This is a genomic window from Pseudomonas sp. NPDC087817 (assembly GCF_044742875.1).
GTDB lineage: Bacteria > Pseudomonadota > Gammaproteobacteria > Pseudomonadales > Pseudomonadaceae > Aquipseudomonas.
This window is the reverse complement of sequence record NZ_JBIUVJ010000004.1, coordinates 128942-147473: the sequence shown is the minus strand read 5'-3', so window position 1 is coordinate 147473 and position 18532 is coordinate 128942. Positions and strand designations below refer to the sequence as shown.

3 protein-coding genes (1 of these 3 only partly in view) are annotated in these 18532 nt (G+C 62.3%); 2 read left to right on the top strand and 1 reads right to left on the bottom strand.

All coding sequences use genetic code 11. The features are described 5' to 3' along the window. Positions 1-275: 275 nt before the first annotated feature. Positions 276-1070 (bottom strand): helix-turn-helix transcriptional regulator, encoded by a 795-nt coding sequence (locus ACIONG_RS05780; RefSeq protein WP_213028420.1) that lies wholly within the window; start codon positions 1068-1070, stop codon positions 276-278. 487 nt (positions 1071-1557) lie between these two features. On the opposite strand from ACIONG_RS05780, the gene ACIONG_RS05775 reads away from it, so the two are divergent. Continuing rightward, positions 1558-7962, top strand: a complete 6405-nt coding sequence (locus ACIONG_RS05775) for an amino acid adenylation domain-containing protein (protein ID WP_401297353.1) — start codon at positions 1558-1560, stop codon at positions 7960-7962. A gap of 204 nt (positions 7963-8166) precedes the next feature. After that, positions 8167-18532 carry the 5' portion of an amino acid adenylation domain-containing protein gene (locus ACIONG_RS05770; protein WP_401297351.1) on the top strand. The gene runs 2690 nt beyond the window's last position, so only the first 10366 of its 13056 coding nucleotides appear in the window; it begins with the start codon at positions 8167-8169; the stop codon falls past the right edge of the window.

The following is an 18532-nucleotide window of genomic DNA, read 5'->3' as shown; positions in this document are numbered from 1 at the left end:
AGCCTCATGCGCGGAAGATGAAGGATTGAAAGCAGACGAGCATTTTGTGGTGAGGGGATTTATCTGTGGTGAGGGGATTTATCCCCGATGGCCTGCGCAGCAGGCCGCTTCTTTGAGATCAAAAGGGGGGCGCTTCGCGCCCCATCGGGGATAAATCCCCTCGCCACAGGTAAATTCCCAGATCACAGATAAATCCCCAGATCACAGATAACTCCCGAAACACAGAAAGATCTCTCTCCACAGTGTTAACAGGTCAGGAAATTCAATGGTTCAGATCACGCCCCGGCCATCCATTTCGCCAACCCATGCCGGCCACTGACACCCAATTTGGCCGTAGCGCGTTTAAGGTAGGTCTCGATCGAACTGTTCTTGACCCGCAGCTTTTCCGCCATGTGCGGCACCGTGCCGCCGGTCAGCAAACCCAGGCAGACTTCTTTTTCGCGTGCCGACAGCACAACGCCGCTCAACATCAGGCGCTCATCGAACACCAGCGCAAGGGGGGCGTGATCCAGATCGATCGAGGGCAGGCGCGGTTGTCTGGCGATGGTTTGCCGACTGATCTGTGCATGTCGCTCGATCAGAGGCAGCAGGGTGTCGGACAGACTCTTGAGGAATGACAGCTCCGGCAGGGAAAACACCCGTTGAGTGTGCGGACGGTAAAACGAGATGACGCAACGGCGGTTGGACGTGCGTGACACCAGATTGCATTGGTGGACGCTGTGTTGCGGGTGGCAGGGCAGAAGCGAGGCTTTCAATTGGATCAACAGTGAATCATTCATCTCGATCATTTTCTGCAACAACGGGTGATCGTCCGGGCTCTCCAGGGGATCCGGCGGCGGGAAGGTTCGTGCCGGACCGGCACTGCCCAACGGCTTGATCTCGACCACGCTGGCCTGACGCTCATCAAGCGTCCACTCGGTCAGATCGACCCGATTGACCGGCACCAGAGTGTCGACCAACTGGAACATGTTCGTGGCGAAGTGATCATCGCCCGTGCTTGCAATCAGTTCCCCCAATTGCCAGTAGAAGTGCGGGTTTTCCACATTGCGAATACTGCCGGTCAGATTCATATCCTTGTCATCCCTGGTACAGAGCCATCACTGAATCGTCTGCCGTCTATGTAAAAGCCGCCCACGCAGTCATTTCTCCTTGAACATGATCTGGAGCGGGATTTAAGCCTATGGATTTGTCCTACGTCTGTAGGGGAATCCGGGGACACAAAGTGCCAGCATTTCTGATTGTTGGCGCCGGGGTTCTGACGGGGTTGTTTGCTGGAAAGTCGTTCACCGTGACCATCCAGTCACTGCAAGGGCCCGGAAAATCGGCAGATCGTGTTCCTCGATTGCTGATGCTGGGGCAAATGGCAGCATTGGCATGTGGTTCTTTTCCTACAAACTTTTCAGTATTTTCTCTCCGAGAACTTAGACAGGACCTATGCGAAAAAGCCGATAAGCACTGTCGGGCGCGCCGGGGAGCGATGGTTGTCCGGGTTTCGGGTGTCATGTCGGCGCCGGGGCCGATGCTTGAATACGGGCAAAATCTCATGAGAAGGATCTTATGCCGCCTATTTCTGCCTCTGCGGCGGACACCTCGTCCGTTGCGCCCGCGACCTTTCCCCTGACCGCCGCACAGCTGGACATCTGGCTCGATCAAATGAGCCGGGGTGACTCGCCGCTGTACAACATCGGTGGATACATGGAGTTGACCGGCCCGCTGGATCCTGCGCGGATGCAGGCGGCGCTCAGCCACCTGGTGAGCCTGCATGACGCGATGCGAATCGAATTGTTGCCGAGGGCCGGCGCGGACGGACTGCCACGGCAACGATTTGCGCCATCGATGCCGGGGCCACTGATGACGTGGGATGTCTCTGGCCAGTCAGATCCAAAAGCGGCGGCGCGAGCGCTGATTCAGGAGCGGATCGACCAGACGTTCACGCTGGACGGCGGGCCGTTGTACCGTTTTTTGCTGATCCGGCTTGATGACGATCTGCACTGGTTCTCCATCCTGGCTCACCACCTGATCGTCGACGGCTGGGGCTTCGCCGAGATGATCAAGTCGTTGGCCGCCATCTATAACGCGCTAGACGCCGATCAGAAGGCACCTGACACCGCGTTGTCCTACGTCGATTTTATCGAGGACGATGCGCGTTATTACCAGTCACCCCGATACGCGCAGGATCGCGCGTACTGGCTGGACAAATACCGCCTCCTGCCCGAACCCCTGCTGGTGCCGCGTTATCAGGAGCGCTTTGTCGGGCATGCGCCGTCCAGTCAGGTCGTGGCGCGGACGTTCCCCGCCGTGCTGCATGAGCGCATGAAACAGCTCGGTCAGGGACTTGGCGCATCGGCGTTTCATGTGCTGCTGGCGGCGCTTCATGTGTATTTCAGCCGTACCGCACAGCGTGACGAATGGGTGTTGGGAATGCCGATTCTCAACCGGTCTGGCGCTCGATTCAAATCTACCGTCGGCTTGTTCACCCAGGTCAGTGCGGTGCGCATGGGGTTTGGTCGCGACCTCACATTCGCCGACTTGATCAGGGCGATTCGCGATGAGCTGAAAGAAAACTTTCGTCATCAGCGGTTTCCCCTGAGCGAGATGAACCGCGCCTTGGGCTTGCTGCGCGAGGATCGCGCGCAACTGTTTGAGCTGACGGTTTCTTACGAACTGGATGATCAAGAACATATTTACGGCCAGGCACGGGGTCACGTGGTCAAGGTTTCCAATCATCAGGAGGCTGCGCCGCTGGCTATTTATTTGCGCAGTAACCGCTTCGACGAACAGGCCTGGTTGCACATTGCCTACTCCCCGATGTATTTCGAGGAAGGTGAAGTCGAGGCGTTTGCCGAGCGGCTGTTGTCGGTACTGGAGCAAGGGCTGGAAAACCCGCAACTGCCCGTGACCGAATTCGGCCTGCTCTCGCCGACGGAAACCGCGCTGCTGCAGCAATGGAACGACACTCGCGTGGTTTATCCGCAAGGATTGACCATCGTCCAGCGTTTCGAGGCCCGAGCGGCGCAACAGCCCGAGGCAGTGGCGGCGGTTGGAGAAGGACAACCACTGACATATGCCGAGTTGAATCGTCAGGCCAATGCATTGGCACATCGCCTGCTCGGGCTCGGCGTGCAGCCGGATGATCGCGTGGCGCTGATGGCCCGCCGTGGACTCGACAGCCTGGTCGGATTGCTGGCGACTCTCAAGGCCGGAGCCGGTTATGTGCCGATCGATCCGGCGCACCCCGCCGAGCGTTTGAACTATCTGCTCAATGACAGCGCACCGGTTGTCGTCCTGACGCAAAGCGCTTTGCGCGCACGTCTGCCGAAACTGGATGTGCCAGTGATCGATCTGAATCTGCGCGACTGGCCGGCCGACAACCTTGCCAACCCGCGAGTGGCCGGGCTGACCCCGGCGAACCTCGCCTACGTGATCTATACCTCCGGTTCTACCGGCCTGCCCAAAGGGGTGATGGTCGAGCACGGGACACTGGGCAATCTGGTCGACTGGCATTGTGACGCCTTCGAGCTGCGCGCCGGTCAGCACACCTCAAGCCTCGCCGGTTTCGGTTTTGATGCCATGGCGTGGGAGGTCTGGCCGGCGTTGTGCGTGGGCGCGATCCTGCATCTGGCGCCCGCCACTGGCAGCAACGAAGACATCGCCGCGCTGCTCGACTGGTGGCGCGCGCAGCCGCTGGACGTCAGTTTTTTACCAACGCCGATCGCCGAATATGCCTTTGGCAAACAACTCGACCACCCGACCCTGCGTACGCTGCTGATTGGCGGTGATCGCTTGCGTCAGTTCAACCGACAGCAGTCCTTCGAAGTGATCAACAACTATGGGCCGACCGAAGCCACAGTGGTTGCGACCTCGGGGCGGATCGACGCCGGCCAGGCGCTGCACATTGGCAAGCCCGTGAGTAACAGCACGGTGTACTTGCTCGATGATAAACAACGGCCAGTGCCGATGGGGATTACCGGCGAGTTGTATGTCGGCGGCGCCGGTGTTGCCCGGGGCTACCTGAATCAACCGGAACTGACCGCCGAGCGCTTTCTGCGCGACCCGTTCAGCAGCGAACCGCAGGCGCGTATGTATCGCACCGGCGACCTCGCACGCTGGCGTGCCGACGGTAACCTCGACTACCTGGGACGCAATGACGATCAGGTGAAGATTCGCGGTGTGCGCATCGAACTCGGCGAGATCGAAACTGCGCTCGGCAGCCATGCCGCCGTGCAGGAAGCGGTGGTGCAGGTGCGCGACGGGCAACTGTTGGCGTGGTTCATCGAGCATGAGCCGCTCGACATCAACGCCTTGCACGCCCACCTGAAAACCCGTCTGACCAGCGCCATGCTGCCGAGCGCTTATGTGCGCCTGACGGCGTGGCCGATGACTGCCAACGGCAAGCTTGATCGCAAGGGATTACCGGCGCCGTGTCAGGACGACCTGATCAGACGCGAATATGAAGCACCGACAGGCGAAGTCGAAGTGTTGTTGGCGCAGTTATGGGCCGAGGTGTTGCAGGTTGAACGGGTAGGGCGCCACGACCATTTCTTCGAACTGGGCGGGCATTCGCTGCTAGCGGTGGGCATGGCCGAACGTATGCGCCAACACGGTTTGAGCGTCGATGTGCGGCAACTCTTCGCTCAGCCCACACTAGCGGCATTGGCTGCCGCCGCAGGACGCAGCCAGGAGAGCGACGTGCCGCCCAGCCGTATCGTTGCGGATTGCGAACTCATCACGCCGGATATGCTGAGCCTGGTGCAACTGGATCAAGCCAGTATCGATCAAGTCACCCTGACGGTTCCGGGCGGAGCGGCAAACGTGCAGGACATCTATCCGCTGGCGCCTTTGCAACAAGGCCTGTTGTATCACCACATCACCGCTGAGGGCCGCGATCCGTATCAGCAGAACGCCGTGTTGTCTTTCGCCAGCCGCGCGCAACTGGATGCCTTTGCCAGCGCTCTGCAAAAGGTTATCGAACGTCACGATATCCTGCGCACCAGCCTGGTCTGGGAAGGCATCGAACCCGCGGTGCAGGTCGTCTGGCGTCAAGCGAAACTGGGTATCGAAACCGTCGTACTGGAGCCCTGCGCCGGTGATATCGCACAACAGTTGCGCGAAGCCTTCAGCCCGCTGCAACGGCCTCTGAATATCCGCCAGGCACCGATGCTGGCGCTGGCGGCAGCCGAAGACAAACCTGACCGGCGCTGGCTCGGCCTGCTGCGCTTTCATCATCTGATCAACGATGCCACTTCGACGGCGGTATTGATGCACGAAATCCAGATGCATCTGCTCGGGCGCGAACATGAATTGCCGCTGTCGGTCCCGTATCGCAACTACGTCGCACAGGTTGGTTTGAAGGATCGGCAAGCGGAGCATGAGAGGTTTTTCCGCGAGCAACTGAGCGATGTCGATGAACCTACGCTGGCTTTTGCCTTGAGCGACCGTCAAGTCGACTCCAGTGGACACGACGATGCCAGACACCCCCTCGCTGCCAGCCTCGCGCAGCGCCTGCGCGATCAGGCGCGCCAATCGGGCGTCAGTCCGGCGAGCCTGTTCCATCTGGCCTGGGCCCAGGTGGTCGGGGCGTGTGCCGGGCGTGAGGACGTGGTATTCGGCACGGTGTTGTTGGGACGACTGCAGGCCGGTAACGGTGCCGACCGTGCGCTGGGCATGTTCATCAATACCTTGCCATTGCGCCTGAGGTTGGCAGGAGCCAGCGTCAGCAGGGCATTGGCCCAGACTCACGAACGCCTTGCCGCGTTGCTGGCCCACGAACAGGCACCGCTTGCACTGGCGCAGCGTTGCAGTGCGATAGCGTCCGGTACGCCGCTGTTCAACAGTCTGCTCAACTATCGACATACCGACGCGGCTCCATTGCTGAGCGCTGTGCCGGGAATCGAGTTGTTGAGCAGCGTCGAAATCGTCAGCTATCCATTGATGCTGTCTGTAGATGACGACACCACGGGTTTTCATCTTGCCGCCAAAGCGCCGCGCCTGATCGGTGCGCAACGTGTATTGGATTATCTGCTCACAGCGCTCGAAGCGCTGATCAATGCGTTGGAACACACGCCGCAATTGTTGCTGAGCAACGTATCGGTTCTGCCACCAGCCGAGCGCGAGAAATGGCTGGTCGAGTTCAACGCCACCGAGGTCGCTTGCCCACTGGAGCAGCCGCTTCAGACGTTGTTTGAACAACAGGTTCGCCGCAAACCGGATGCCATCGCGCTGCAATCCGAGCAAGGAGATCTGACTTACGCCGAGCTCAATGCACGCGCCAACCGACTGGCGCATCATCTGCGCGAACAAGGCGTGCAGCCGGATACGCGCGTGGCGATCTGTGTCGAGCGTGGACTGGATCTGGTGGTCGGTCTGCTCGCCATTCTCAAGGCTGGCGGGGCGTATGTGCCGCTTGACCCGGACTATCCGCTGGAACGCCTGCGCTACATGTTGCAGGACAGCGCGCCGGTCGCCGTGCTGGTGCATGCCGCTACCCGTGAGCTGCTCGGTGAGCACGATGTGCCGCTGATTGATCTCGAACGTGGCAGTTGGCAGTACAACCCCGAGAATAACGTGCAGGTACCGGGCCTGAGTGCCTCAAATCTTGCTTACATGATCTACACCTCCGGCTCCACCGGCCTGCCGAAAGGCGTGATGATCGAGCACCGCAGCGCCTGCAACATGGTGCACTGGGGCTCACAGATCAGTCCGCCCACCGAGCACGGTGCGCTGCTGCAAAAAGCGCCGTTCAGCTTCGACAGCTCGGTGTGGGAGATCTTCTGGCCACTGTGTTCCGGCCTGCGTCTGGTGCTGGCACGACCTGACGGCAACCGCGATTCGGCGTATGTGGTGCAGACCATTCGCGAGCATCAGGTCAGCGTGGTCAAGTTCGTTCCGGCGTTGCTCCAGCAGTTCATCGAGCAGGACGATGTTGACCAGTGCACCAGCCTCACCGATGTGCTCAATGGTGGCGGCGAACTCAGCGCGGCGCTGGCCCGTCAGGTGCGTCAGCGCCTGCCGTGGGTGCGTTTGCACAACGTCTACGGCCCAACCGAAACCACAGTCGACAGCACCGGCTGGACGCTTGAACCGCAAACGTCGGTGCCGGACCACGTCGTGCCGATCGGCAAGGCACTGAGCAACACGCGCCTGTACGTCCTCGATGCCCACGATCAGCCAGTGCCGCAGGGCGTCGCCGGTCAGTTGCACATCGGTGGCGTGGGCGTGGCGCGCGGCTATCACGGACTGCCCGAGATGCAGGCCGAGCGCTTCATCGACAGCCCGTTTGTACCGGGTGATCGGCTGTACCGAACGGGTGATCTGGTGCGCTACAACAACGACGGCGACCTGGAATTCCTCGGCCGCAACGATTTCCAGGTCAAGTTGCGTGGCTTGCGTCTGGAACCGGGTGAAATCGAAGCTCGGTTGATCGAGCATCCGGCCGTACGCGAAGCGGTGGTGATGGTGCGCGACGAGCGCCTGGTCGCCTGGTACACCGTGCGTGCCGGCGTTGCTGCGCCAGGTCTGGAGGCGTTGCGCGCCCATGTGCTGGAGCGCTTGCCGGAGTACATGGTGCCGGGGGCTTTTGTGTTGCTTGACGCTCTGCCGCTGACGCCCAACGACAAGATCGACCGCAAGGCCTTGCCTGAACCGGGAGCAGAGGCGGTGTTCAATCGCCCGTATCAGCCACCCGAAGGTGAAGTCGAAGCGGCGTTGGCGCAGATCTGGGCCGAGGTGCTCAACGTCCATCAGGTCGGGCGTCACGACAACTTCTTCGAGTTGGGCGGGCATTCGTTGCTGGCGGTCAGCCTGGTTGCGCGCATGCGCCAGACCGGGTTGCACACCGACGCGCGAGCGCTGTTCAGTCAGCCGACGCTGGCGGCACTGGCGGCCAACACCCGCAGCCAGGCACAGCACCTGGAAATCCCGCAGACCACCATCCCGAGCCTCAACCGCAAACGCCGGCTCTGACAATCCAGCCTGTGGGCGCTGCCGCAGCCTGCGGCAGCGCCTGCCGGGGGATGCAAAGGATCGCGGCTCATGGGGAGGTGGATTGTCCCTGCTTCCCATGTCAGCTCGCCAAGCCTTGATGTTTTAGTTTTTCCAGGCTGCGCGCAACTCGCACGGACTCGCGGCTGCGCGCTCCTTTTTCTCGTATTTACAGCAGGTTATCCCATGCATTTCAGCGAACTGATGGCTGTTATTTCGACCCATGCGATCCGCCTTCAACAGGAAGATGAAGACCTGGTCATTCTGGGCAGCGACGACGCGTTGGACGACGCGTTGTGGGACAGCCTCGCCGAACACAAGTCGCAGTTGCTGGAGCTGGTCGCCAGCCATGGCGGCGACTGGTTGAGCCCGGCCTTTCGCATCACCCCGGACATGTTGCCGCTGGTGCAGCTGGATCAACCGACCATCGACCGCATCGTTGGCGATGTGCCGGGTGGCGCCGCCAATCTGCAAGATATCTACCCGCTGGCGCCGTTGCAGGCGGGCATGCTTTACCTGCATTTGTCCGCTGCGGCAGGTGACCCTTATGTCTCGCAGGCGCGGTTCGCCTTTGACAACCGCGAACGTCTGGATGCCTTCGCGCAAGCGCTGCAATGGATGGTCGAGCGCCACGACATTTTGCGCACCTCGTTCATCTGGGAGCGGCTCGACGAACCCTTGCAAGTGGTGCAACGCCATGCGCCGCTGTTCTGCGAAGAAATCGAACTCAACGCCGACGGTGACGTACTGACGCAGTTGCTGGAACGCCACGATCCACGGTTTTTCCGTCTTGATGTGCAGCAGGCACCGTTGCTGCGTCTGGTGTACGCCGCCGATCCGGACAATGATCGTGTGGTTGCGCTGTTGCTGTTTCACCACTTGATCATGGATCACGTTGCCCTCGACGTGGTGCGCCGCGAAACCCGGGCATACCTTCTCGGACACGCGGAGCAGGTCAGCCCGGCCGTGCCGTATCGCGATCACCTGGCCAAGGCACTTCTGGGCCTGAACGAGCAGGCGCAGACCGCGTTTTTCCGCGAGATGCTCGCCGATATCGATGCACCGACGTTGCCCTGCGGTTTGCAGGACGTGCAGGGCGACGGCCAGGCTATCGAAGAGTCTTCGCTGCTGCTCGACAGTTCATTGAGCCGGCAACTGCGCAGCCAGGCCAGGCAACTCGGTGTCAGCGTCGCGAGCCTGTTGCATCTGGCGATGGCGCGGGTGCTCGGCCAGTTGTCCGGACGCACGGCTGTGGTGTTCGGCACGGTGCTGCTGGGACGCATGGAGGCGGGCGAGGGTGGCGAACAGGCGTTGGGGATGTTCATCAACACCTTGCCGCTGCGGGTGGATGTCGGTCAGGAAGGTGCGCGCGCCGCCGTGTTGGCGACGCATCGCCGCCTGACCGCGTTGCTCGCGCACGAGCAGGCCTCGCTGGCACTGGCTCAGCGTTGCAGTGCTGTCGCGGTGCCGACGCCGCTGTTCAGTGCGATCCTCAACTACCGCCACAGCAGCGCCGAAGAAGTCGTCGAGGTCAACGAACTGGCGCCCGGCGTGCAGATTTTGGGCGCCCGAGAGCGCACCAACTATCCGTTGACCGTCAACATCGATGATCTCGGCGAAGACCTGCGTATAACCGCGCTCGCCGATGTCGCTCTCGGTGCAGAACGCATCGCCCGCTACCTGAACACCGCGCTGCACAGTTTGATCCAGGCCCTGCAATCGACGCCGAATGCGCCGGTGCACGGCCTCGACATCCTGCCGGCCGACGAGCGCGAGTACCTGCTGCACGGTGTCAATTCGCCGTTGCCACGCTTCCCCGACACGCCGCTGATTCACCAGCAGTTCGAAGCCCATGCGCAGGCGCGGCCCGACGCTGCGGCACTGCTTTTCGAGGGCCGCATCGTCAGCTATGGCGAGCTCAATCGCCGCGCCAATCAGGTCGCGCATCAGCTGTTGGCGCGCGGCATTCGCCCCGATGACCGGGTGGCAATCTGCGTCGAACGCGCGCCACAGATGATCATCGGCCTGCTCGGCGTGCTCAAGGCTGGCGCCGGTTATGTGCCGATCGATCCGGCGTATCCGCTGGAGCGCATCGCTTACACCCTCGAAGACAGTGCCCCGGTGGCGCTGCTGATACAGGCGCAAACCGTTGATCGAGTCGGCGCACCTGACATGCCAATCATCGACCTCGACAGCGAGCAGCTGCAGGCTGAACTCACCAGTAATCCACAGATTGCCGAGCTGACCCCGAACCATCTCGCCTATGTGATTTACACCTCCGGCTCCACCGGTCTGCCGAAAGGCGTGATGGTCGAGCATCGCAACGTGGTGCGGCTGTTCTCGGCGACCCATGACTGGTTCAACTTCAATCCGCAGGATGTCTGGGCATTGTTCCATTCCTTCGCGTTCGATTTCTCCGTGTGGGAAATCTGGGGCGCGTTGGCATTTGGCGGGCAATTGTTGTTGGTGCCGCAGGCAGTCAGTCGCTCGCCGGACGACTGCTACGCGTTGCTCTGCCGCAGCGGCGTGACCGTGCTCAACCAGACCCCGAGTGCATTCCGCCAGTTGATCGCCGCGCAGGGTCGCAGCCCATTGCAGCACTCGTTGCGCGAAGTGATTTTCGGCGGCGAAGCCCTGGAACCTGGCCTGCTCAAGCCGTGGTATGCGCGGGCCGGCAATGCCGGCACGCGCCTGGTGAACATGTATGGCATCACCGAAACCACGGTGCACGTAACCTATCGCCCACTGGCGGCAGCGGATGCGCAACGGGCCGGCCGCAGCCCGATTGGCGTCGGCATTCCCGACTTGCAGCTGTACGTGCTGGACACGCAGCGTGAGCCGGTGCCGGCGGGCGTTGTCGGTGAGTTGTACGTGGGCGGTGCCGGGGTGGCCCGGGGTTACCTCAATCGCGAGGCACTGACCGCCGAACGCTTTATCGCCGACCCGTTCAGTGGCCGTGCCGAAGCGCGTCTGTACAAGACTGGCGACCTCGCCCGGTGGACGGCCGATGGCAACCTCGAATACCTCGGGCGCAATGACGATCAAGTGAAGATTCGTGGTTTCCGGATCGAACTCGGCGAAATCGAAGCGCGTCTGGCCGCGTGCGACGGTGTGCGCGAAGCCGTGGTCATCGCTCGCGAGGACAGCCCCGGCGACCAGCGTCTGGTGGCGTACTGGCTGGCGTCCGAAGGTGCTGAGCCGAGTGCTGCGCAACTGCGTGAACATTTGCTGGTTTCGCTGGCCGAGTACATGGTGCCGAGCGCTTTCGTGCGCCTCGATGCCTATCCGTTGACCACCAACGGCAAGCTCGACCGCAAGGCGCTGCCGCAGCCCGACAGCGACGCATTTGCCCGCCGCGGTTTTGAAGCGCCGGTGGGTGCCGTGGAAACGCTTATTGCCGATATCTGGCAGACCTTGCTCGGCGTCGAGCAGGTCGGCCGCCATGACAACTTCTTCGAACTGGGCGGCCATTCACTGCTTGCGGTGAAGCTGATCGAGCGCATGCGCCAACACGAATTGCATTGCGACGTGCGCGTGCTGTTCGGCCAGCCAAGTGTGGCAGCACTGGCGGCAACGTTGAGCGCAGCGCAAGCCATCGTGGTCCCGGACAATCTGATCGAGCCCGACTGCGCGCGCATCACTCCGGACATGCTGCCGCTGGCCGCGCTGGATCAGGCGGGCATCGATCGGGTCATCGCAACGGTGCCCGGCGGCATCGCCAACGTGCAGGATATTTATGGCCTGGCACCGTTGCAGGCGGGGATTCTCTATCACCATCTGGCCACCCATGCCGGTGACCCGTATGTGTTGCAGGCGCAATTCGCCTTCGACGGTTTGCCGCAGATCAAGGCCTTCGTCCGCGCCATGAACGCGGTGATCGCCCGTCACGACATCCTGCGCACCAGCGTGGTCTGGGAAGGCCTTGAAGAGCCGGTGCAAGTGGTCTGGCGCCAGGCCCCGCTGGCGCTGGAGCGGGTCGATGCCGATTTGCTGGAAGGCGATGTGCTGGAGCAGATGCAGGCACGGTTCGACCCGCGACACTATCGACTGGATCTCAATCGCGCTCCGCTGATGCGTTTCGCCTACACCGAAGATGTGGCGCACCAGCGCTGGGTTGCCATCCTGCTGTTTCATCACATCGTGCTGGACCACACCGCATTGGAAATGCTGGTGGCCGAAATGGATGAGGCCATGCGCGAGCAATCGAGCGATCTGCCAGCTCCGGTGCAATACCGCCACTACGTAGCGCAGGCGCGGCTTGGCACGGATGCCGAGGCTCACGAAGCATTCTTCCGCGACATGCTCGGTGACATCGACGAACCGACCGTGGCCTTCGGCTTGCAGGACGTGCACGGCGATGGCAGCACGATTGTCGACACAGAGCTGATGCTCGATGCCGGCGTTGCCCAGCGTCTGCGGGAACAGGCGCGCCAGCTCGGCATCAGTGTGGCGAGTCTGGTGCATCAGGCGTGGGGCCAGGTTCTGGCGCAAATGTCGGGCCGTGATGATGTGGTGTTCGGCACGGTGCTGCTGGGGCGGATGCAGGGCGGCGCGGGTGCTGACCGTGCGCTGGGCATGTTCATCAACACCTTGCCGGTGCGCGTCAGCGTGGGGGCGACCACGGTGCAAGAGGGCGTGCGTGCCACGCACGAACGTCTGGCGCAACTGCTCGGACATGAGCAGGCCTCCCTGGCCCAGGCCCAACGTTGCAGCGGCGTGCCCGGGTCGCTGCCGCTGTTCAGCACGCTGCTGAATTTCCGACACAGTGCGCCGCAAACCGCCGCAGTGGCGTGGGACGGTATTCAGATTCTCAGTTCCCGTGAGCGCAGCAACTACCCGTTGGTGATCAACGTCGATGACCTTGGCGAAGGTTTTCGTCTGGGTGTGCAGGCGTTGCCACAAGTGGATGGCGTGCGGGTCTGCGATTACCTGCAAACCGCGTTGCACAATCTGGTCACGGCGCTGGAGTTGCACCCGACCACGCCGTTACAGCAGGTGTCGATCCTGTCGCCGAGCGAGCGCCAACGGGTGCTGGTCGGCTTCAATATCACCGGCCGTGACTATCCGCGTGAGCAAACCGTGCAACGCTTGTTCGAAGCACAAGCGGCGCTGCGTCCGCAGGCATTGGCGGCGGTGCAAGGCCGGCAGCAGTTGAGTTATGAAGAGCTGAATCGGCGCGCCAATCGTCTGGCCCACCACCTGATCGGCTTCGGCGTGCAACCGGGGCACAGTGTGGCGACGTTGCTTGAGCGCTCGCTGGATCTGCTGGTGTGCATCCTCGCGATCAACAAGTGCGCCGCGGTGTACGTGCCGCTGGACATCAACGCCCCGGCCGAGCGTCAGAGCTTCATGGTCCAGGACAGCCGTGCGGTGCTGTTGCTGACCCAGAGCGATGCGTCAGTCGAGTACTCGGTGCGACGTCGGGATCTCGACACGCTGATGCTGGAAGAATATCCCGCGCATAATCCGAATCTGCCGCAGTCGGCAGAATCGCTGGCCTACATCATGTACACCTCAGGTTCGACCGGCGCGCCGAAAGGCGTACTGGTGCCGCATCGGGCCGTCACGCGGCTGGTGATCAACAATGGCTACGCCGATTTCAATGGCGGCGACCGCGTAGCGTTCGCTTCGAACCCGGCATTCGACGCCAGTACGCTGGAAGTCTGGGCGCCGCTGCTTAACGGCGGCGCGGTCGTGGTGATCGGGCAGGACGACGTGCTGTCTCGCGAGAGCTTCCTCAACGTGCTGCTGACGCAGGCCGTCAACGTGCTGTGGTTGACTGCCGGCCTGTTCCATCAATACGCCGATGACTTGATGCCGGTGTTCCGCCGCTTGCGCTACCTGCTGGTGGGTGGCGATGTGCTGGATCCTGCGGTGATCGCCCGCGTGCTGCGTGATGGCGCACCGCAGCATTTGCTCAACGGTTATGGCCCGACCGAAGCCACGACATTCACCACCACCCATGAAATCCGCGCTGTCGAAACCGGCAGCATTGCCATCGGCCGGCCGATCGGCAACGCCCGCTGCTATGTGCTGGATGCCCGTCAACAGCCGCTGCCGGTGGGGGCCGTCGGTGAGCTGTTCATCGGCGGTGCCGGGGTGGCGAAGGGGTACCTGAATCAGCCGCAACTGAGCGAAGAGAAATTTCTTGCCGACCCGTTTGCCGACGCGCCGGATGCGCGGATGTATTGCACCGGTGACCTGGTCTGCTGGCTCGCCGACGGCACGTTGCAGTACCTGGGGCGCAATGATCAGCAAGTGAAAATTCGCGGCTATCGCATCGAACTGGGGGAGATCGAAACCCGCCTGAGCGCCTGTGCCGGGGTCCGCGATGCCGTGGTGCTGCTGCGCGAAGACGTGCCGGGCGATAAACGTCTGGTGGCGTGGTTCACCGCGCAGGACACTGCTCACGTGCCTGCGATCAGCGAGTTGCACGGGCAATTGCAAGGGCAGTTGCCCGACTACATGTTGCCCGCGGCCTATGTGCGACTGGACGTATGGCCACTGACGGCCAACGGCAAACTGGATCGCAAGGCATTGCCGGCACCCGATCAGGATGCCGTGCTCAGCCGGGAATTCGCAGCACCGCAAGGGGAAGTGGAAGTCGCGTTGGCGCAAATCTGGGCCGACCTGCTCAAGGTCGAGCGCATCGGTCGGTATGACCACTTCTTTGAACTGGGCGGGCATTCGTTGCTGGCGGTGAGCCTGATCGAGCGCATGCGTCAGCTCGGCCTCAGTGCCGATGTGCGCGTGCTGTTCAATCAGCCGACCCTCGCTGCATTGGCGGCGGCGGTGGGCAGCGGTCGCGAGATAGAGGTACCGGCCAACTTGATCCCGGCCGGATGCACGCACATCACTGCGGACATGCTGACCCTGACTGAACTCGATCAAGCCAGTATCGAGCGCATCGTCGCCACGGTGCCGGGCGGCGCGGCCAACGTGCAGGATATTTATCCGCTGGCGCCGTTGCAGGAAGGCATCCTCTATCACCACCTCAGCGCCGAACAGGGCGATCCGTACCTGCTGCAATCGCGTCTGGCATTCGACAGCCTCGAGCGTTTGCACCACTTCGCTGATGCTTTGCAGCAGGTCATCGTGCGTCACGACATTCTGCGCACCAGCGTGGTCTGGGAAGGCCTGCCGAGCGCTCACCAGGTGGTGTGGCGTCAGGCGCAACTGGTGGTGCGAGCGGTGCCGCTGGACCCGGCGCACGGCGATATTCTCGAACAGTTGCACCAGCGCTTCGACGCCCGACATCACCGCATCGATCTGACCCAGGCACCGTTGCTGCGCATCGTTTATGCCGAGGACCCGGCGCAGCAACAAGTAGTGGCGATTGTGCTGTTCCAGCACTTGATCCTCGATCACACCGCGATGGACGTGGTCGGTCAGGAAATGCGCGCGATCATGTTCAATCAGGCACACACCCTGACAACGCCAATGCCGTATCGCAACTACGTGGCGCAGGCGCGTCTGGGTGCTGACGAGCAAGCGCACGAGGTGTTTTTCCGCGAAATGCTCGGCGCTATCGATGAACCGACGTTGCCGTTCGGCTTGCAGGATGTGCAGGGCGATGGCAGCGATATCGAAGAAGCCCTGCAAGCGGTCGATGCCGGTCTGAACGTGCGGTTGCGCGAGCAGGCCAGACAGTTGGGCGTCAGTCCGGCGAGCCTGATGCACCTGGCTTGGGCGCAGGTGCTGGGCGTGGTTTCGAATCGCCGTGATGTGGTGTTCGGCACCGTGTTGATGGGGCGTATGCAGGGCGGCGAGGGCGCGGATCGAACACTGGGCGTGTTTATCAACACCTTGCCTTTGCGCGTGGATGTCAGCGAAGGCGTGCGCGCTGGCGTCAAGCGCACCCACGCCCGGCTGACTGCGCTGCTGGGCCATGAACATGCATCACTGGCGCTGGCCCAGCGTTGCAGCGCGGTGTCCGCTTCGACGCCGTTGTTCAGCGCTTTGCTCAATTACCGCCACAGTGCCGCAGATTCCCAGGCACAAGAGGGGCAAGGAATCTGGGAAGGCGTGCGCCACCTGGGCGGTGAAGAGCGCAGCAATTACCCGCTGACCCTCAGCGTTGATGATCTCGGCGAGGGCTTTGCCCTGACGGTGCTGGCGGTCAGGCAGATCGGCGCGCCACGGATTTGCAGCTACATGCACACCGCGCTCGAACATCTGGTGACAGCGCTCGAGCAGGCGCCGCAACGTCCGCTGAACCGTTTACCGATTCTCTCGGTCGCGGAATACGAGCACCTGCTGGTCGGCTTCAACCAGCATTCAGCGGCGTATCCGCGTGGCGCGACGATCCATCGGTTGGTGGAGGCTCAGGCCGAGCAGCGGCCAGATGCTCTGGCAGTGGTCCAGGGCGCGCAGCAGTTAACCTACGCTCAGCTCAATCAGCGCGCCAATCGCCTGGCCCATCACTTGCTCGGCCTCGGCGTGCAGCCCGATGACCGCATCGCCGTGTGCCTGCGCCGCAGCCCGGACATGCTCGTGGCGTTGCTGGCGATCCTCAAGGCTGGCGCCGGTTACGTGCCGGTCGATCCGGCGTACCCGGCGCAGCGCATTGCCTATCTGTTGCAGGACAGCGATCCCGTGGCGGTACTCGCACAGGCTTCGACCCGCGATCTGCTGGGGCGGATGCCGGTGATCGATCTGGACAACCCCACCTGGCAACACCTGTCCGAAGCCAATCCGCAACTGCCGACCCTGACGCCGGCGCATCTGGCTTATGTGATCTACACCTCCGGCTCAACCGGTGAGCCGAAAGGTGTAATGGTCGAGCACTCGACCTTGGAAAACCTTGTGCACTGGCACTGCGAGGCTTTCGATCTACAGGCCGGCAGCCACACCGCGAGTGTCGCTGGATTCGGTTTCGACGCGATGGCCTGGGAAATCTGGCCGGCGCTGTGTGTGGGCGCGACCCTGCACCTGCCGCCGCAGTCGATCAGCAACGAACACCTCGATGACTTGCTCGACTGGTGGCGCGCGCAGCCGTTGCAGGTGAGTTTCCTGCCGACGCCGGTGGCCGAATATGCCTTCAGTCGCGATCTCGGTCACCCGACTTTGCGCACGCTGTTGATCGGTGGCGACAAGTTGCGGCAATTCCCTCGCAATCAGACCTTCGCGGTGATCAACAACTATGGCCCGACCGAGGCGACGGTGGTCGCCACGTCTGGCGCGGTCGAGGCCGGGCAGACGCTGCATATCGGTCGACCAATGGCCAACGCCAAGGTGTATCTGCTCGACGAGCAACAGCGGCCGGTGCCGGTCGGCGTTGCGGGTGAATTGTTCGTTGGCGGTGCCGGCGTGGCACGCGGTTATCTGAACCGGCCCGAGCTGAGCGCCGAACGCTTCCTCGAAGACCCGTTCAGCGACGAACCGCAGGCGCGCATGTACCGCACCGGCGACCTCGCACGCTGGCTGGGCGACGGCACTATCGAATACCTGGGGCGCAACGACGATCAGGTGAAACTGCGCGGTGTGCGCATCGAACTGGGCGAAATCGAAGCGGCGCTGAGCCGCCACGATGCGGTGCAGGATTGCGTGGTGTTGGTGCGTGACGGGCAACTTCTGGCGTGGTTCACCGGGCAGGTGAGCGTCGAGATAGAGGATTTGCGCAGTCAGCTGCAAGCGCAGTTGCCGCCAGCACTGGTGCCGGCAGCCTATGTGCGACTGGACAGCCTGCCGCTGACCGCCAACGGCAAACTTGATCGCAAAGCCTTGCCCGAGCCGGACCAAAGCGCCTGGCTCAGCCGCGAGTACGAAGCGCCGCAGGGCGCAGTCGAAACGACGTTGGCGCAGATCTGGTCTGACGTGCTGCAGGTCGAACAGGTCGGCCGTCACGACAATTTCTTCGAACTGGGCGGGCATTCATTGCTGGCGGTGACACTGATCGAGCGCATGCGTCAGGCCGATCTGCGCACCGACGTGCGCGTCCTGTTCAGCCAGCCAACCCTGGCTGCGCTGGCCGCTGCGGTGGGCAGTGGCCGCGTGGTCGAAGTGCCGGCCAATCTGATTCCGGCCGATTGCACCCACATCACCCCGGACATGTTGCCGCTGGTGCAACTGGATCAGGCCAGCATCGAGCGCATCGTCGCCACGGTGCCGGGCGGCGCGGCGAATGTGCAGGACATTTATCCGTTGGCGCCATTGCAGGAAGGCATTCTTTATCACTACATCACCGCTGAACGCGGCGATCCGTACCTGCTGCAATCGCGTCTGGCGTTCGACAGCCTTGAACGGCTGCAAGCCTATGCCGACGCATTGCGTCAGGTCATGGCGCGCCACGACATCCTGCGCACCGGGGTGGTCTGGGAAGGGTTGACCGCGCCTGTGCAAGTAGTCTGGCGCGCAACTGAACTGCCGGTGCAGGAAATCGCGCTCGACCCGGCGGCGGGCGATGTGTTGTTGCAGTTGAATGAGCGTTTCGACGCGCGGCAGTTTCGTCTGGATATCAGCCAGGCGCCATTGACGCGTCTGGTGTATGCACAGGATCCGGTCAACGATCGGGTGGTGGCGATGCTGCTGTTCCATCACATCGTCATGGACC